This window comes from Streptomyces sp. NA02950 (assembly GCF_013364155.1).
Lineage (GTDB): Bacteria > Actinomycetota > Actinomycetes > Streptomycetales > Streptomycetaceae > Streptomyces.
This window is the reverse complement of sequence record NZ_CP054916.1, coordinates 3318515-3335373: the sequence shown is the minus strand read 5'-3', so window position 1 is coordinate 3335373 and position 16859 is coordinate 3318515. Positions and strand designations below refer to the sequence as shown.

Annotated in this window: 14 protein-coding genes; 6 read left to right on the top strand and 8 right to left on the bottom strand. The window is 71.7% G+C overall.

Going from position 1 to position 16859, the window contains the following annotated elements:
* Positions 1-4: 4 nt before the first annotated feature.
* Positions 5-397, top strand: a complete 393-nt coding sequence (locus tag HUT19_RS14085; RefSeq protein ID WP_176180817.1) for a hypothetical protein — start codon at positions 5-7, stop codon at positions 395-397.
* Between the two features lie 7 nt (positions 398-404).
* Here HUT19_RS14085 and HUT19_RS14080 read toward each other — a convergent pair whose 3' ends face one another.
* The 5 genes from HUT19_RS14080 to HUT19_RS14060 all read right to left on the bottom strand — a co-directional run bounded on the left by HUT19_RS14080 (position 405) and on the right by HUT19_RS14060 (position 6630).
* Positions 405-1535: an ABC transporter ATP-binding protein gene (locus tag HUT19_RS14080; protein WP_176180816.1), complete on the bottom strand. Its 1131-nt coding sequence runs from the start codon at positions 1533-1535 to the stop codon at positions 405-407.
* A 13-nt stretch (positions 1536-1548) separates the two neighbouring features.
* Entirely contained in the window at positions 1549-2625 is a 1077-nt protein-coding gene (locus HUT19_RS14075; protein ID WP_176180815.1) for an ABC transporter ATP-binding protein, read from the bottom strand.
* Positions 2626-2686: 61 nt separating this feature from the next.
* Complete coding sequence (locus HUT19_RS14070; RefSeq protein ID WP_176180814.1) at positions 2687-3664, bottom strand: ABC transporter permease; 978 nt, start codon at positions 3662-3664, stop codon at positions 2687-2689.
* Positions 3665-3764: 100 nt separating this feature from the next.
* Entirely contained in the window at positions 3765-5561 is a 1797-nt protein-coding gene (locus HUT19_RS14065) for an ABC transporter substrate-binding protein (protein ID WP_254885564.1), read from the bottom strand.
* Positions 5562-5625: 64 nt separating this feature from the next.
* Entirely contained in the window at positions 5626-6630 is a 1005-nt protein-coding gene (locus HUT19_RS14060) for an ABC transporter permease (RefSeq protein ID WP_176180813.1), read from the bottom strand.
* 451 nt (positions 6631-7081) lie between these two features.
* Here HUT19_RS14060 and HUT19_RS14055 point away from each other — a divergent pair, with 451 nt between their 5' ends.
* Positions 7082-8281 (top strand): hypothetical protein, encoded by a 1200-nt coding sequence (locus tag HUT19_RS14055; RefSeq protein WP_176180812.1) that lies wholly within the window; start codon positions 7082-7084, stop codon positions 8279-8281.
* Positions 8282-8312: 31 nt separating this feature from the next.
* Here the strand turns inward: HUT19_RS14055 and HUT19_RS14050 are convergent, their stop codons facing one another.
* Positions 8313-10475 carry a S9 family peptidase gene (locus HUT19_RS14050; protein ID WP_176180811.1) on the bottom strand — a complete coding sequence of 721 codons (2163 nt, stop codon included), beginning with the start codon at positions 10473-10475 and terminating at the stop codon, positions 8313-8315.
* 385 nt (positions 10476-10860) lie between these two features.
* On the opposite strand from HUT19_RS14050, the gene HUT19_RS14045 reads away from it, so the two are divergent.
* The 4 genes from HUT19_RS14045 (at position 10861) to HUT19_RS14030 (ending at position 14806) form a co-directional block, all read left to right on the top strand.
* Positions 10861-11055, top strand: coding sequence for a hypothetical protein (locus HUT19_RS14045; RefSeq protein ID WP_176180810.1), 195 nt, complete (start codon positions 10861-10863; stop codon positions 11053-11055).
* A gap of 90 nt (positions 11056-11145) precedes the next feature.
* Positions 11146-12030, top strand: coding sequence for an N-acetyl-1-D-myo-inositol-2-amino-2-deoxy-alpha-D-glucopyranoside deacetylase (mshB, locus tag HUT19_RS14040; protein ID WP_176180809.1), 885 nt, complete (start codon positions 11146-11148; stop codon positions 12028-12030).
* Complete coding sequence (locus HUT19_RS14035; RefSeq protein WP_176180808.1) at positions 12027-12395, top strand: DUF6113 family protein; 369 nt, start codon at positions 12027-12029, stop codon at positions 12393-12395. Before mshB ends, HUT19_RS14035 begins: the two co-directional genes overlap by 4 nt.
* A 194-nt stretch (positions 12396-12589) precedes the next feature.
* Positions 12590-14806, top strand: a complete 2217-nt coding sequence (locus tag HUT19_RS14030) for a peptidoglycan binding domain-containing protein (RefSeq protein ID WP_176180807.1) — start codon at positions 12590-12592, stop codon at positions 14804-14806.
* Positions 14807-14922: 116 nt separating this feature from the next.
* On the opposite strand, the gene HUT19_RS14025 is transcribed toward HUT19_RS14030, so the two are convergent.
* Positions 14923-15759 carry a transglutaminase-like domain-containing protein gene (locus tag HUT19_RS14025; protein WP_176180806.1) on the bottom strand — a complete coding sequence of 279 codons (837 nt, stop codon included), beginning with the start codon at positions 15757-15759 and terminating at the stop codon, positions 14923-14925.
* Positions 15760-15776: 17 nt separating this feature from the next.
* On the bottom strand, positions 15777-16793 hold the full coding sequence (locus HUT19_RS14020; RefSeq protein WP_176180805.1) for a GNAT family N-acetyltransferase: 1017 nt from the start codon (positions 16791-16793) through the stop codon (positions 15777-15779).
* Positions 16794-16859 lie beyond the last annotated feature (66 nt).

The window sequence follows — 16859 nt, the reverse complement described above, 5'->3', positions numbered from 1 at the left end:
CGGCATGGGCGATGAACACACCGTCGAGATCCGGCTCGGCGTCTACGCGACCGAGGAGACCGCCGCGCGGCTGGCCTCGGCCTGCGGGCGGCTGCTGGAGGCGCGGGGGCATCGGTACCGGCTGTCGGTCGTCGGTGCGGGGGAGTTGGCGAGTGGGGACGATGGCGTCCCGCTCGGTGAATTCCACGCGGACCTCGTCGAGCAGTGGCGGCTGACCCACCCCGGGGCGGACCCCGGGACGCGGGCGGTCCACGAGATCCGGGTGGCGCTGTCCTCCGCCCCGGCCGGGACGGAGGAGCTGCGCGCGGAGCTGGCGCGGGTCATCTGCCCGGAGCCCGGGCACCGTTCGCCCTGTGAGGTGCCCTGGGCCTCGTACGCCACCGGCCCTGCCGGGTGAAGCCGGGTCAGTCCTTGCCGAGGTCCTCGGCCGCGATCAGCGCCGGGTCCAGGACGATGTCCTGGGCGCGGGCCTCGAGGGTGGGGTCCTCGGGGAAGTGGCAGGCGGACAGATGGCCTTCGCTGTTGCCGGGGATCCGCAGCAGTGGGGGCTCCTCCCGGGCGCACCTGTCCTGCGCCTTCCAGCAGCGGGTGCGGAAGCGGCAGCCCGAGGGCGGCCGGATGGGGGAGGGGACGTCCCCGGCGAGCCGGATGCGCCCCCGGCGGGCGGCCGTTGAACCGCCGCCGTCCTCGGCATCCGCCGCGTCCATGACGGCCGCCGCGTCCGGGACCGCGGAGAGCAGCGCGTGGGTGTACGGGTGGCGGGGGCGGCGGTAGATGGAGTCGCGGTCGCCGACCTCCACCACCTTCCCCAGGTACATCACCGCGACCCGCTGCGAGAAGTGCCGTACGACCGCCAGGTCATGGGCGATGAACAGGAAGGCGATGCCCAGCTCGCGCTGGAGCTGCCGGAGCAGGTTGACCACCTGTGCCTGGATGGAGACATCGAGCGCCGAGACCGGTTCATCGGCCACGATCAGTTTGGGTTCCAGGGCGAGCGCGCGGGCCACTCCGATGCGCTGCCGCTGGCCGCCGGAGAACTCGTGCGGAAACCGGTTGTAGTGCTCGGGGTTGAGCCCGACGGTCTCCAGCAGCTCCCGCACCCGGGCCTCCCGGCCGCCCGGCGGACGGATGCCGTTGATCTCCATCGGGCCGGAGATGATGGTGCCGACGGTCTGCCGGGGGTTCAGCGAGGAGTACGGGTCTTGGAAGATCATCTGGATCTCGGAGCGGATCGGCGCGAGCTGTCTGCGGTCCGCGTGGGTGATGTCGCGGTCCCGGTAGCGGAGCGTCCCGGCGGTGGGCTCCAGCAGCCGGGTCAGCAGCCGTCCGGTGGTGGACTTGCCGCAGCCGGACTCGCCGACCAGGCCGAAGCTCTCGCCCGCGTGGACGGTCAGGTCGACACCGTCGACCGCCTGGACGGCCCCGACCTTCCGCCGGATCGGAAAGCCGCCCATGATCGGGAAGTGTTTGGTCAGCTTCTCGGCGACCAGGAGGGGTTCCCCCGCCGCGATCGGCGCGTCCGGCACAGTGCTCATGGTCAACGGCTCCCTAGCCCCGGCCCAGCCGGGGCTTGATCTGCTCGGTGAAGAGGGTCTGCTTCCGCTCGTCCGTGAGGTGGCAGGCGCCGCCCCGCCGGTCCGGCAGCACCGGCCGCTCGGTCCGGCACCGTTCGCCGTCCACCTCGCCGGTGAAGGCGCACCGCGGATGGAACGGGCAGCCCGGCGGGGGGCTGAGCAGACTCGGCGGCGTACCGGGGATGGGGCTCAGCGGCTCGTCGACGTCGGAGGACAGCCGTGGCATGGACCCCAGCAGCCCCCAGGTGTACGGGTGCCGGGGCGCGCGCAGCACCTCGCGGACGGTGCCCCGCTCCACCGCCCGGCCCGCGTACATCACCAGCAGATCGTCGGCGGTGTTGGCGACCACGCCCAGATCGTGGGTGATGAGGATGATCGCGGAGCCGAACTCCTGCTGGAGGTCCTTGAGCAGATCCAGGATCTGGGCCTGGACCGTGACGTCGAGGGCGGTCGTCGGCTCGTCGGCGATCAGCAGATCGGGGTTGCAGACCAGCGACATGGCGATCATCGCGCGCTGGCGCATCCCGCCGGAGAACTGGTGCGGATAGTCGTCCACCCGCAGCGTGGGGTTGGGGATGCCGACCTTCTCCAGCATCTCGACCGCGCGCGCCCGGGCCTCGCGCTTCGATGCGCCGGTGTGCTTGCGGAACGGTTCGGCGATCTGGCGGCCCACCGTGTAGTACGGCGACAGCGCGGTCAGCGGATCCTGGAAGATCATCGCCATGGTGTTGCCGCGCAGCGTCTCCAGGGTGCGTTCCGGCGCGCCGGTCAGCTCCCGGCCGTCGAGCAGGATCTCGCCGCGGACCTCGGTGGTGCGCGGATCGTGCAGCCCGAGCACGGTGAGGTTGGTGACGGACTTGCCGGATCCGGACTCACCGACGATCCCGAGGGTCCGGCCGCGTTCGAGGTCGAAGGAGAGGCCGTCCACGGCCTTGACGACGCCGTCCTCGGTGGTGAAGCGGACGTACAGGTCGCGCACCGACAGAAACGCGGAGCCGGAGTCGGCCGATGGCGTCGCGCCGCCGTCGTCGGGTTTGGTGAGGGTGGTCATCTCGGGCAGGCTCCCGGTCTCTCGGGCTCGCAGGCTCTCGGGCTCGCAGGCACGGGGGCTCTCAGGCGAGCCGCACGCGCGGGTCGATGAAGGCGTAGGCGGCGTCGACCAGGATGTTGAACACCACGATCGCCGCGGCGCTGACCAGCATCACGCCCATCAGCATGGGCAGATCGGTCAGCTGGACGGATTCCACCGCCAGCCGTCCGATGCCGTGCAGGGTGAAGGTGTACTCGGTGACCATCGCCCCGCCGAAGAGCGAGCCGAGGTCGATGCCGAAGATGGTGACGATGGGGGCGATGGCGCCGCGCCAGGCGTAGCGGAAGAACACCGTACGGCCGGACAGCCCCTTGGCCCGGGCCGTGCGGACATGGTCCTCCTGCAACTGCTCGACCATCTGGGAGCGGGTCATCCGGCTGTAGTTGGCCATGAAGATCAGCGAGAGCACCAGCCAGGGCAGCAGCATCCCGCTGAACCACTTCGCCGGATCGTCGGTGACGGGGTAGTAGGCGGGCTGCTCCAGGATGCCGAGGCCGCTGACGAACCAGGCCAGGCAGAGCACCCCGACGAAGTAGATCTGCATGGACGCGCCCAGCAGCGACAGCGAGCTGAAGAACTTGTCCACCCAGGTGCCGCGCCGCCAGGCCGCGAGCATGCCGATGCCGACGCCGACCACCAGGAACACCGCGGCGCCGCCGATGGCCAGCGAGAGGGTGGTGGGGAAGCGGTCGACGATGGTGCCCCAGACCGGCTCCTGGCTGACGAAGGAGTAGCCGAAGCAGGGGGCGTCGCAGTTCCCGACGGCGAAGTCGCGCCCCACGAAGATCCCCACCATGAACTTCGCGTACTGGACCGGGACCGGCTGGTCCAGGCCGAGGTTCTTGTTGATGATCGCGAGCGATGTGGGGTCGCAGTTCTTGCCGCAGGCGAGCCGCGCGGGTTCGGCGGGCAGGGCGAAGAAGAGGAAGAACGTGATCGCGCTGATCAGCAGGAGGATCACGATCGCGCCGAGGGTGCGGCGGGCGAGGAATCTCAACATGGCGTCGGGGATCTTCCGGTAGGGGCGGGTCCCGGCCGCGCAGCGCGGACGCCGGGGGCGGCGTCGTACGCGGCGTGGCCGGGCTCCGGTACGGCCGCTGCTACTTGACGAAGACGGCCGTGGGGTCCACGGCCCCGTAGACCGTGTGGTACTTCACTCCGCCGAGACCCGGGCCCCAGAGGGTGAACAGCCGGTTGTAGAAGGTCGGCACCGCGGGCACCTCATCGGTGAAGATCTTCTCGCTGAGCTTGATCCATTCCTTGGTGGCCTGGTTCAGATCGCTGACCTTCGCGACCCGGCCGATCTCCTTGTTGACCCACGGGACGTCGAGGTGGGAGTAGTTCGCGGAGTCGTCGTAGACGTTCTTGCCGTTGTACAGCGGGGGGACCACGGTCGAGGCGGAAGGCCAGTCGGCACCCCACGAGGACCGGTACAGGTCGTACTTGTTGTCGACCTTGCCGATCTGTGTGTAGTAGGTGGTCTGGTCGATCTCCTTCTTCTGGACCTTGAACCCGGCGCGCTCCAGGGCCCGTTCGACGACCACCGAGGCGTCCTGGTGGGTGTCGCCGTTGCCGTAGCCGTAGACCAGCTCGTAGCCGTCCTTGCCCGCCTTCTTCAGCAGCTCCCGGGCCTTCTTGGCATTGCCGCCCGGGTACTTCCGCTTCTCGAACGGGTCGAAGGAGGCGTTGTAGCCCTTGAGCGTGGGGCCGACCAGACCGCCGCCGATCTCACCGGCCTTGGGACCGCCGAACTGCTGGAGGTACTGACCGCTGGGGAAGGCCCAGGCGATCGCCTCGCGCACCCTCTTGTCCTTGACGCGATCGGTGTTGATCGAGACGACATCCACATAGGGCTGCGTTTCGGTCAGCGACCGGGCCATCGCCTCCTTGTCCTTGAGGACCGAGGAGATCTGCGAGGGGTCGACCGCGTTGGTGAGCGTCATCCCGTTCCGGTCGCCGCCCTTGGCGGCCTGGAGCCGGCGGGTGGAGTCCACCCACTGGTGGCCGAAGGAGACGTCGAAGGTGTCGACGTACTGATGGCGTATCGAGTCGGTCCTGGGGTCCCAGTGCTTGTTCTTGACGAACTGGATGCCCTTGCCCGGCTTGAAGTTCTTGATCTTGTAGGGGCCGGAGGCGACCGGGGCCTTGTCGTACTTCTCCTTGGTGTCCTTCGCCGGCGGGACCGCGCCGATGTTGGGCATGGCCACCGCGAAGGGCACCTCGGCACGCGGCTGGTCGAAGTGGAAGACCACGGTCTTGTCGTCCGGGGTGTCCAGCACCGTCTTGGGCAGGTGCTTGCCCTTGTACGGGCCGTCCGGCAGCGCCTTGCGGTACTTCTGGCCCTCACCGGAGAGCCACTGCTGGAGATAGGTCGGGCCGTTGGTCTCGAACGGGGCGTAGAGCCGCTCGACGGCGTGCCGGACGTCCTTGGAGGTGATCGGCGAGCCGTCCTCGAACTTCAGCCCGTCCTTGAGGGTGTAGGTCCAGGTGCGGCCGCCGTCGGAGGATTTGCCGGTGTCGGTCGCGAGGTCGCCGACCAGCTTGACCTTCCCCGTCTTGTCGTCGACCTGGTAGTTGGTCAGGGTGCGGTTGTAGAGCGTCTGCATGATCAGCTCATCGCTGACATAGATCTGCCCCGGGTCCAGATGCTCGAACGCGTCCCGCTGGAGCACCGTCACCGTGCCGCCCTTCTTGGCGCCCGGCAGGTCCTTGGCGGGGCCCGTGGAGTCGGCGGTGGTGCCCAGGGAGATGTCCTGGGACTCCATCTTCTTCTCCTTGGACTCCTTGGGGCCGGAGCCGCCCCCGCTGCTGCATCCGGCCAGCGCCAGGGCCCCCGCGGCCAGGGCGACGGTCACTGTGCGGGCTCTGCGCCCGTGGTTCGACGTCATGGTGGTCATGCACCTGCCTTGTCGGAGGGAACACTTTGCCGTTGTCTGCCTCTGCGGTATCTCCGGTCCTGGATCAGCGTGTGGTCTTCGGGTCCATCGCGTCCCGGACCGAGTCCCCGAGCAGGTTGAAGGCGACCACGAAGACCACCATGGCGATGCCGGGGAAGAACATGTAGGTGATGTCGCCCTCGTAGAAGTTGGCGCCCTTGGCGAACATCCGGCCCCAGTCGGGTGTCGGTTCGACCATCCCGACCCCGAGGAACGACAGCGCCGCCTCCGTCGTCACGAAGTTCGGCAGCATCAGTGTGGCCTGCACCAGGATCGGGGTGCCGAGGTTGGGCAGCAGCTCCTTGCGGACGATCCGCCACGGCGAGGCGCCGGTCACCTTGGCCGCCTCGACGAACTCGCGTTCCCTCAGGGAGAGCACCTGACCGCGCAGCAGCCGGGCCAGTTGCATCCAGCCCAGCAGCCACAACACCATCACCAGGGCGGTCACCCGGAAATAGGTGGGCGTCTCCTTCTGCGGGCTGACGAACAACGCGGTGACCACCGGCATGAAGGCGACGAAGAAGAGCTGCTGCGGAAAGGACAGCAGCAGATCGATGAGCCGGCCCAGGAAGTAGTCTGTGCGGCCGCCCAGGTAGCCCGCGACCACGCCGATGGCGATGCCGGTGAGCGTGGAGAGCACGGTCGCGGCCAGCCCGATCAGCAGGGAGGTGCGGATGCCGTACACCAGTTGCATCAGCACGTCGCGGCCCAGCTTGGGTTCGATGCCGAACCAGAACTCCCCGTCGATCCCGCCGTTGGGCTTCATCGGGTACCCGGTCAGGGGGTCAAGCAGCTCGGGGCGGTCCAGGCCGTAGGTGGTGTACGGATCCTTGCCGTACAGCGACGAGATCAGCGGCGCCAGCAGTGCGACGGCGAAGAAGAACAGCACCACGCAGGCGGAGATCACACCGGTCCGGTCGCGACGGAAGCGCCGCCACATCAGTTGACGCGGGGCCAGGCCGACCGGAGTCTTGCCCTCCGCGACCGGTGCGGCCTTCTCGACCACGTCGGCCCGGGATGGACTTGTCATCGCGTAACGCCCCCCGCACTGGTGTCACACCGTCAACGCCCGTTGTTTACGCGCGTCATATGCTGTACCCCGCCCGCTGTGGTGGTGCGTGCGTGTCGGGTTGAGCGGACTGTCGCAACCCGCGAACTGCCCAGTCAAGATGCGTACGAGGGCGGATGTGCCGGTCATCCCAGTCTTGAGCGAACATTTGGCAGATCGAGGTGACCACGTGCTTGACAGTGGTCACACTCCGCGGGCAAACCGTGACGATTGCGTCGTAACCGCTTTAACACACGGGCAACTTCACTGTCGCAACACCGATATACGGACGCGTCAGACTGGTTGGCGTACGGCCGTGCGGGTGCCGTTGGACCGGCCGGGGTGCGCCATGTCGCCCCGGCCGGTCACCATTCCCAGGTCACTTCCTGCCACGACGGTTGACCGGGGTGTGAGATGGGGCAGACCTACGGCTATGGGGCAGGGACGGATACTTACCCGCGGAGCGCGCGTCTTCGGCGCACTCGTCTGCGCGGTGCTCGGGATGATCTCGCTGGCGTGGATCATCCGCGACCTGGACAAGGCCGATGAGGCGAACCACCTGTGGTGGACCTGGGCGGGGATGCCGTTCCGGTCCTCGGGCTCGGTGTTCGGCTCCTCGCTGCTGGATCTCATCCTGCTGGCGGTCTACGCGGCCGTGGGGCTCACCGCCCTGCGCTCCCCGTCCGCCGCGGGCGCGCTCGGCGTGGCGGCGGCGGTGACCGTGGCGGTGCGGCTGCCGAGTCTGTGGAATCTGGACGCCGACTGGATGCAGGGCATCCCCGACGATCTCAAGACCCGCGCCGAGCTGACCGCGTGGGCGGGTGTGGTGCTCGGCGGGCTGCTGCTGGCCACCGTGGCCGCCGCGCGCCGTCCCGTCGATCCCGCTCCGCCCGGCGGTCCCGGCCCCGGCGCCTTCGCCGACCAGCCGCCGGGGCGGCCCGCACCGGGGGCGGCGGCCACCGGCGCGCTGTTCCTGGGGGCCATCGCGGCGGCCCTGGGCGCCTGGCAGATCTACTGGGCCCAGGAGCGCGGCTGGGACATCTACAAACACCTGCTCAGCGGCAAGCACACCCTGATCACCCTGCTGGCCGCGCCCGCCGCCTGGACGGTGTGGGCGGTGATCGCCCTGGCGCTGGCCGCCACCGGTGCCGCGCTGGCCCGGGCGCCGCTGTCCCGGCCGCTGGGGATGACGGCGGGGGCGCTGCTGCTGGGCGACGGCATCAGCGAGGCGTCGCTCTACATCAAGCTGGACTACGTCGACCACATCGACGATCTGCCGACGGTGGGAGTGCTCAGTGTGCTCACCGCCTTCTTCGAGGCGCTGGCGGGGCTGGTCGCGCTCCTCGTGCTGGCCCGGCGCCCGCTGGACGGTTACCTGCCCCCGGCCCCGGCGTACGGCGGCTACGGCACTCCGGGCGGCTACGGCGGTTACGGCGATGGCGGCCCCGGCGGCCCCGGGGGTTACAGCGACGGCGGCTACGGCGGGGGTTACGGCTACGGCGGCGGTGCCGGAGGATACGGCGACAGCGCTCCCGGCGGCTACGGGGGCGGCTACGGGGGCGGTCACGCCCCGCCGCCCACCGCCCCGCCGCCGCCCGCGGCGCCCCCGCCTGCGCCGCCTCCGGGCTGGTAGCGGCGGCCGGGGCCCGGGGCGGCGGTGCCCGCTAGCGCAGCCCCAGGGACCGCTTGAGGAAGTCCACCTGGAGCAGCAGCAGATTCTCCGCGACCTGCTCCTGCGGGGTCATATGGGTCACTCCGGACAGCGGCAGCACCTCGTGCGGACGGCCCGCGGCCAGCAGCGCCGAGGAGAGCCGCAGGCTGTGCGCGACGACCACGTTGTCGTCCGCCAGCCCGTGGACGATCATCATCGGCCGGACGGTCTCCGCCGCACCGGACAGCCCCTCGTCGGTCACCAGCGAGTTGGCGGCGTAGACCTCGGGCCGCTCGTCCGGCCGGCCCAGATAGCGCTCCATGTAGTGGGTGTCGTACAGCCGCAGATCGGTGACCGGGGCGCCGACCACCCCCGCGTGGAAGACATCGGGGCGGCGCAGCACCGCGAGACCGGCGAGATAGCCGCCGTAGGACCAGCCGCGGATGGCCACCTTCGTCAGGTCCAGGGGGAAGCGTCCGGCCAGCGCGGTGAGCGCCGCCACCTGGTCCTCCAGCGAGACGGCCGCCAGGTCGTCGCGCACCGCCTTCTCCCAGCCGGGGGAGCGGCCGGGGGTGCCGCGGCCGTCGGCGACGATCACCGCGAAGCCCTGGTCGGCGAACCACTGCGAGGTCAGATGGGCGTTGTGAGCGGCCACCACGCGCTGGCCGTGCGGACCGCCGTAGGGATCCATCAGCACCGGCAGCGGCCCATCGCCCTCGCGGTGGCCGGTCGGCAGCAGTACGGCGCAGGGGATGTCGTGCTTGCCCGCGAAGACCAGCCGGGGGCGGGCGGTGAGCACCGGCGCTTCCGCGTACGAGGCGATCTCCCCGAGCGGTTCGGCCGTGCGGTGGTCCGCGGGCCGGAAGATCTCCACCCGGGCCCCGGGCCGGTCCAGGCCCGCGTATGACAGGGCGATCACCTCACCGCCGCGCGCGGCGGAGTGCACCGCGGGGAACGGCCGCTTGCCGACCGGCTCCCAGCCGCCCTGGTCGCCGCTGCCGCGGAACCAGGCGCGGTGCACATCGATCTCACCGGGCAGTTCGGGAAGGGCCGCGCCGGCCCCGGGGGACGCGGAGAACAGCACGTCCTCCTCCCCGATGCCGAGGACCGCGCGCACCTGGAGGGCGCCGGAGGTGAGTTTGCGGTCGCCGACCATCAGCACCCGTGCGCCGCCCTCGTCCGCGATCCGCACGAGCCGACCATCTTGTGTCCACGCCGGTACCCCGGGGAAAAGATCCAGCCAAACCGGGTCCTCGTCGACATGGACCGTGCTGGTCCGGCCGGTCTCGGTGTCCACGGCCAGATAGAGCTGGCTGCGCTGGTCCCGCGCCTGGACCAGGAGGAGCGGCGGACCGTAGGACGACCAGTGCACCCGGGCCAGGTAGGGATAGCGCTGCCGGTCCCACTCGACCTCCGTACGGGAGCCGTCCAGGCCCAGCAGCACCAGCCGCACCTCGGCGTTGGAGGTTCCGGCGGCCGGGTAGGCGATCTCGGCGGGTTCCCGGTCGGGGTGGGCGGGATCGGCGATCCACCAGCGCCGTACGGGGGCGTCGTCGACCCGCGCGGCGAGCAGGGCGTCCCCGTCGGGCGACCACCAGAAGCCGCGCGAACGGTCCATCTCCTCGGCCGCGATGAACTCCGCGAGGCCATAGGTGATGGTGTCGCCCTCCGGTTCGGCGAGCGCCCGGTCGCCCTCGCCGTCGGTGCCGACCACCCGCAGCGCACCGCTCGCCGCATAGGCGACATGGCGGCCGTCGGGGGACGGGCGCGGATCCACCACCGGCCCCGGAACCCGCAGTTCACGGCTGGTGCCGCCGGTCAGATCGGCGGTGAACAGCCGTCCGGAGAGGGCGAAGGCGGCCAGCTCCACGGCCGCGTCCACCGCGTAGCCGACCACGCCGGCCGACCCCTCGCGGCTGCGCTCGCGGCGCGCCCGCTCCTCGGCGGACAGCTCCTCCTCGGCGCCGCCGAGCAGCTCCGCGGGGTCCGCGACCGGGTACTCCCGGTGCCCGGCGAGGTCGTACACCCACAGCAGGCCGGTCCGGTCGGTGCCGGTGCGGGACCGCAGGAAGACGACGCGCGAATCGTCGGGCGCCACGGTGAGGGCCCGGGGTGCCCCGAGGGTGAAACGCTGGGTGCGCGCGTGTTGCCGAGGGAACGAGAGCTGTCCGGTCATAGGGCGAGCGTACGGGTCCGGTTGATCTCCAGGGGGCGGACGGGCGGATCGGCGCGGGGTCGAGGCGGAGCGGGGCGGCCGGGGACCCGAGGCCGGGCGGGGCGGCCGCGGGTCCGTTTGGGCCGGGTTGCCGACGGCACGGTCCCGGCCGCGCGGGCGGCCGTATCAAGCCAGCCCGAACGGCGCCGATATGGCGCATTACCAGCGTGAAGTAGGCCTGCCAGCAGGGCAGTTCGTGCATTCGGGCATGCGCCCCTGTCATGCTCCCATGCACCGAGTCGTGCGCACGCGCCCATAGTTATGATCGATTGCGCATAGTGGGTAGGGCCCCCGTGGCATCAATAATGTTGTCCGTCCGAGCGCGTGTACCTGGAGGTGAGCCGCTGTGGCGCTCTCGATTTCGCTGGTAGTGCTGCTGCTGATCATCGTCTTCATGCTCGTCAACAAGGCAGGGCTGAAGGCGGGGCACGCGATCATCTGTGTGCTCCTGGGCTTCTACCTGGCCAGCTCGTCGGTCGCGCCGACGATCGACGACCTCACCACCAATGTGGCGGACATGATCGGTGACGTGGACCTCTGACCCGGGGGGCGAGCGGTCGCCCGGTCGCGGGAACCGGGGGCGCCGCGCCGTGCCCTATGGGCACGGATGTGCGAATCGTAGGCTGTGCCCATGACCGCTCTTCCCGCCCGTCGGCTGCTGCTGGTGCACGCGCATCCGGACGACGAGTCGATCAACAACGGCGCGACCATGGCGAAGTACGCCGCCGAGGGTGCCCATGTCACGCTGGTGACCTGCACCCTCGGTGAGGAGGGCGAGGTCATTCCGCCCGACCTGGCGCATCTCGCCGCTGATCGCGACGACGCGCTCGGCCCGCACCGGATCGGTGAACTGGCCGCGGCGATGGCGGCCTTGGGGGTCGAGGACCACCGCTTCCTCGGCGGGCCCGGCCGCTACCGCGACTCGGGGATGATGGGCGCCCCGCAGAACGACCGCCCCGACTGTTTCTGGCGGGCCGACCTCGATGAGGCCGCGGGCCATCTCGTGGCCGTGATCCGCGAGGTCCGGCCGCAGGTCATGGTCGCGTACGACCGGAACGGGGGCTATGGCCACCCCGACCACATCCAGGCCCACCGGGTCGCGATGCGCGCCTTCGAGCTGGCGTCGGACGCCGGGTTCCGTCCCGGTCTGGGCGCCCCCCACAAGATCGCCAAGGTCTACTGGAACTGTGTGCCGCGGTCGGCGGTCGAGGAGGGGTTCGCCCGGCTGCGGGCGGCGGGCCGGGAATCGCTCTTCCCGGGTATCGCCTCGGTCGACGACGTCCCCGGTGTGGTGGAGGACGCCGAGGTGACCGCGGCCGTCGACGGCAGCGGCCACGCCGGGGCGAAGACCGCGGCCATGCGCGCCCACGCCAGCCAGATCGCGGTGGACGGACCCTTCTTCGCCCTCTCCAACGACCTCGGCCAGCCGCTCTTCGTCCGTGAGCACTACCAGCTCGTCCGGGGCGAGGCCGCCGCGGACCGCGAGGACGACCTCTTCGCGGGGGTGACCGCATGAACGCCGCACGTCTGGGCGGATACGCGCTGCTCGCCGTGATGGGGGCGCTGGTGGGCACCGCCGGCGCGCTGGTGCAAGCCGCCTGGTTCCCCGGCGGGTTGCTGCTGGCGCTGCTCGGGGTGGTGGCGCTGTGCTACGGCGGGGTCAAGGCCACCGGCACCCGGATGGGCGGCGGAGTGCCCGCGGGGGCCTGGACGGTCACCGTGCTGCTGCTCACCGCCACCCGACCGGAAGGGGACTTCCTCTTCGGCGCGGGGCTGGGGCCGTATGTCTTCCTGCTGGGCGGGATGTTTGCCGGTGTGATCTGCGCCACGCTGCCGCTGGTCCCGCAACCGGCCCGGCGGTCCGCCCGACTTGGTAAGTGACGTGACGTTTCCGTCGTGACGTCCCCCCGATGCGCGTGACGCATCCACGCCGTCGGACGCTGTCCCTAGGGTGCGTGACGGTGGCGATACGGCGGCCGTCAAGTGCGCCACCGCGGCGCCCAGTAAGGTGGTGCGCGCCGCCGAGCCGCCCGCGCGAGTCTGACGGGCGGCGGAGCTAACTGGGAGAACCTGCTTTGAGCCGTGAATCTGACAGTTCGTCCTCCGGGCCCCGGGGGGGAAGCGGCGGTGCCGCCTACCCGTCGGGCACCCCGCCGTACGGATCCCGCCAGTCCCCGTCGCTGAACCGGACGCAGGAGGCCCCGCAGGGCGCATCCGGCGAGGGTGAGGCGCGTGCCGCGGCCAAGCCGGAGGAACCGAAGACCGAGACCACGCTGACGACCCGGATCCGGATCAATATCCCCGGTTCCCGGCCGATCCCGCCGGTCGTCATGCGCACGCCCGTCGGGGAGGACGGCGTTCCGGCCCCCCGCTCCGGCGAGGACGACAGCCCCAACGAGCGCACCGGCGCCGTGCCGCGGCCCGAGGCCGCCGCCGCGCCGGAGGCCGCTCCGGCCGAGACCGGTGCCGACGGCCCGGACGGCAGGGGCGCGAAGGGTGACGGCGAGCGCACCAGTGATTGGTTCGCGCCCCGCAAGTCGAAGGGCAACGCGTCGACCGGGAACACCCCGCGGCCGCCCGCGGGGCCCGAGACCACTCAGGCGTTTCCCGCTCCTCCGGGGCCGGAGATCACACAGGGCTTCCCCGTGCCTCCGGGGCCGGAGACCACACAGGGCTTCCCCGTGCCTCCGGGGCCCGAGACGACGCCGGGCTTCCCCGCGCCCTCGGGACCTGAGACCACGCAAGGGTTCCCCGCGCCCCCGATCGGCGGCGCCCCCACCGCCGACCTGCCGTACTTCACCGACGCCCCGGCGGGCGGCGGTTTCCCGGGCGATCCGGAGCCGAACGGCGCGACCACCGGCCCGGCCACCGGCGACATGCTGATGCCGCCCGGCCTCGGCGGCGGACCGCACGACGACGAGCTGCCGCCCCCGCCGGGCGGCCACCTTCCCGGTCCGTTCGACAGCGACCAGCGCACGCCCCCCGGCGGAGTGGGCCCGCTCGGCCACGGCGGTCCGGGCGCGCAGCCCCCGACCCCGCCGGGCGGCTCCCCGCTGTCCGGCAGTCTGGGCGCCACCACCGGCACCGGCCCGCTGGGGGGGCTCGGCGGGGAGCCGGACACCGACCGTCCGCTGTTCCGCGACCCCGACCCCACCCCGGGCGGCGGGGTGCCGCCCGAGCAGATCTCCAGCGACACGCTGGTCAGCGGGGTGCCCGTGGTGCCCCCGGCCGAGAGCCTGCCGCCGTCCCCGCCCGTCGGCGGCGGCCCGGCGGCGCCCGCCGGGGACAGCGGCCCGCCGAGCACTCCGGCACCGTCCGCCCCGGCGGCCGGGAAGCCGAAGAAGAAGGGCCGCTCCAAGCTGGTCATGCTGGTCGCCCTGCTGGTCGTGGTGGGCGGGGGTGCGTACAGCGCGGGCCTGGTGATGAACCACGCCGACGTGCCCAACGGCACCACCGTGCTCGGCGTCGACATCGGCGGCACCTCCAAGGAGGCCGCCGTCGAGAAGCTGGACTCCGAGCTCGGCAACCGCACCACCGCCCCGCTGAAGGTGTCGGTGGACGGTGAGCAGAAGGAGATCAAGCCGTCCGTCGCGGGCCTGGCCCTGGACACCGAGACCACCGTCCGCAATGTCGCGGGCCGCGACTACAACCCGCTCACGGTGATCGGCTCGCTGTTCGGCGGCACCCACGAGGCCGAACCCGAGGTGACGGTCGACGAGGAGAAGCTCCGGGACGCCCTGGAGCGGCTCGCGGGCACCTCGGGCACCGCTCGCGAGGGCACCATCAACTTCACCTCCGGCCGGGCCGTCCCGGTGTACGGCAAGGCGGGCAAGGCGCTGGACGTCGACCGGGCGGTCGCGGCCGTCTCCGACGCCTACCGCGAGCGCGCCGAGACCGGCAAGGACAAGGTCATCAAGCTGCCGGTCAGCGTCAAGCAGCCGACGGTGAGCAAGGCCGAGGTCGACAACAAGATGAAGACCTTCGCCAAGCCCGCGATGTCCGGCCTGGTGACGGTGCAGACCGACCCCCAGCACTCGCTGCCGCTCAGCCCGGGGCGGTCGCTGCCGAAGATCCTCTCGATGCGGGTGGTCAACGGCAAGCTGGTGGAGCACTACGACCTCGCCGTCCTCAAGCAGCTCTACGGCTCCACCTTCGACGGGGTGCTGATCGAGCGCGGCACCGGCGCCAAGAGGCCCGTCAGCCCGCAGGACGTGGTCGTGGCGCTCAGCAAGGCGCTGGTCGGCAAGTCGGCCTCCGAGCGGATCGGCGTCATCGACACCACTCCCAACTGAGGTCCCCGCGGCCGACTCGGCACGGCCCCCGCCCGGCACCGGGCGGTGGCCGCGCCCAGCCCGCAATGGCGCGGACGCGGTCCGCATCGCCCGCGACAAGGGCTGGCCGCAGTCCGTCAGTTGAGCATCGCGCGGGCCGCGCGCGCCTGGCGCCGTACCGCCGCCGCGGCCTCGGGCTCCACCGCGGCCACCACCTCCGCGTAGTCCTCCAGCTCCTTCGCCCCGGCGAGGAAATCGCCGCGCTCCACGAGCAGTTGGGCCCGCTCGTAGCGCAGCCGGGCCGGGTGGCTGGGCAGCAGCAGCGACAGCTCGATCGCCCACAGCTGGACATCGGTGCGCTCGGGGCGGGCGGCGGCCCAGGCCCGGATGTTGTTGAGGATCCGCAGCACGATCTCCAGCGGAGTGGACGGGGTGAGCGCCGACGGCGCCAGCGGAGTGCCCGTGGCGCCCGCCACCAGTATCGCCGCGTCCTCGTCCGACAGGCTCCGGCCCCCGTCGAACGGATCGACCAGCACATGGTGCCCGTACGGATCGCCGAAGCCCACCACGAAGTGGCCGGGCAGCCCCACCCCGTACACCGGCGCCCCCGCCCGCCGCGCCACCTCGATCCACACCACCGACAGCAGGATCGGCAGTCCCCGGCGGCGCCGCAGCACCTCGTGCAGCAGCGAGGACTCCAGCCGCCGGTAGTCGGCCGGGGTGCCCCGGAAGTCATGGCGCTCGCCGAGCAACCGGGCCAGCGCGGTGGCCCAGCCCTCCGGACCGCCGGGGGCGAAGGGCAGCAGACCGGCCAGCCGGTCCAGTTCGATCTGCGCCCGGTCAAGACCGTCCTCGTCCAGCCCGGCGTCCGCCTCCATGCCCACCAGCAGGCACAGCAGCGCCAGATCGGGGCGTTCCTCGCGGGCCGCCTCGGCGAATCTCCGGCGCCGGGAGGTGTCGTTCATACGCGGCATGGTGGTCCGGTACCCGCTCAGCGGGGGTCGTCGTGCGGGGCGCGCCAGTGGTGGTAGGAGTGATGGACGGTGAAGCCCATGTCCTCGTAGAGCGCGTGGGCACCGCCGTTGTCCGTCTCGACCTGGAGGTACGCCGCCGAGGCGCCCTCGTCCAGCGCCTTGCGGGCCAGCGCGGTCATCACCGCCCCGGCGAGCCCCTGCCGCCGCCGCTCCGGGGCGACCTCCACCGCCGCGAACCCGGCCCAGCGGCCGTCCACCACCACCCGCCCGATCGCGGCCGGGACCTCGTCACCGGGCGCGCCGCCTATCGTCGCGAACCACACCGAGGGGCCGCCGGAGAGCACCGCCCGCACCTCGGGGGAGGGGGCGGCGGAGCGCTGGTAGCGGGCCAGCCAGGCGTCGTGGATCCGGCGGGAGAGCGCCACCGCCGAGACGTCGGCGTCCCGGTCGGCGACCGGGGCCAGGCCCGCGATCCGCACCTGTGCGGACACCTCCCTGGTCCAACCGCGCGCGGCCAGCTCCGCTGCCAGTAGCTCCTGGGTGTTCTCGGCGCCGGTGCTGAGCTGGAGGTACGCGGGCAGCCCGCGCTCGGCGTACCAGCCGGTGACCCGGTCCAGCGCCGCGTCCAGCGGCAGGCCCGGGTCGCCGAGGGCCAGAACCGAGTTGGCCCGCCGGGTGAAGCCGCCGGACGCCCGCAGCTCCCACTCGCCCAGCGGTGCGCTCTCCACCGCGGGCCAGCCGCGCGCGGCGATCCGGTCCAGCTCGCGCGCGCTCGCGGCCGGGCCGCGGCGGCGGGCCGGTGCGGCGGGCACCACCTTGCCCGCCACCAGCGAGGACCGCGCGATTCGCACCGCTTCCCCGGTCCGCCGTGTGACACACAGCACATCTCCGGTCCACGATGTGAGAACCCCGACCACGTCAGTGAATGTGGCGTGCGGGTCGGGCTCCCCGGTCAAAGGCCGCACCGAAACGCGTTTGCCCACGTCAGCGGGGGTGATCCGAACCTCGAGACGTCCGCCGGTGGTGAAATCCACAGCTGTGTCAGCCCCTCATGTGCGTCTGGTGCCCTGGAACGGCGATACTAGGTGCGGGCATCGACG

What these genes read in the sequence shown, in the direction of transcription:
- HUT19_RS14085 (WP_176180817.1), top strand. Translation starts at nt 5, where the DNA reads ATGGGCGATGAACACACCGTCGAGATCCGGCTCGGCGTCTACGCGACC.
- HUT19_RS14080 (WP_176180816.1), bottom strand. Translation starts at nt 1,535, where the DNA reads ATGAGCACTGTGCCGGACGCGCCGATCGCGGCGGGGGAACCCCTCCTG.
- HUT19_RS14075 (WP_176180815.1), bottom strand. Translation starts at nt 2,625, where the DNA reads ATGACCACCCTCACCAAACCCGACGACGGCGGCGCGACGCCATCGGCC.
- HUT19_RS14070 (WP_176180814.1), bottom strand. Translation starts at nt 3,664, where the DNA reads ATGTTGAGATTCCTCGCCCGCCGCACCCTCGGCGCGATCGTGATCCTC.
- HUT19_RS14065 (WP_254885564.1), bottom strand. Translation starts at nt 5,561, where the DNA reads ATGACCACCATGACGTCGAACCACGGGCGCAGAGCCCGCACAGTGACC.
- HUT19_RS14060 (WP_176180813.1), bottom strand. Translation starts at nt 6,630, where the DNA reads ATGACAAGTCCATCCCGGGCCGACGTGGTCGAGAAGGCCGCACCGGTC.
- HUT19_RS14055 (WP_176180812.1), top strand. Translation starts at nt 7,082, where the DNA reads ATGGGGCAGGGACGGATACTTACCCGCGGAGCGCGCGTCTTCGGCGCA.
- HUT19_RS14050 (WP_176180811.1), bottom strand. Translation starts at nt 10,475, where the DNA reads ATGACCGGACAGCTCTCGTTCCCTCGGCAACACGCGCGCACCCAGCGT.
- mshB (WP_176180809.1), top strand. Translation starts at nt 11,146, where the DNA reads ATGACCGCTCTTCCCGCCCGTCGGCTGCTGCTGGTGCACGCGCATCCG.
- HUT19_RS14035 (WP_176180808.1), top strand. Translation starts at nt 12,027, where the DNA reads ATGAACGCCGCACGTCTGGGCGGATACGCGCTGCTCGCCGTGATGGGG.
- HUT19_RS14025 (WP_176180806.1), bottom strand. Translation starts at nt 15,759, where the DNA reads ATGCCGCGTATGAACGACACCTCCCGGCGCCGGAGATTCGCCGAGGCG.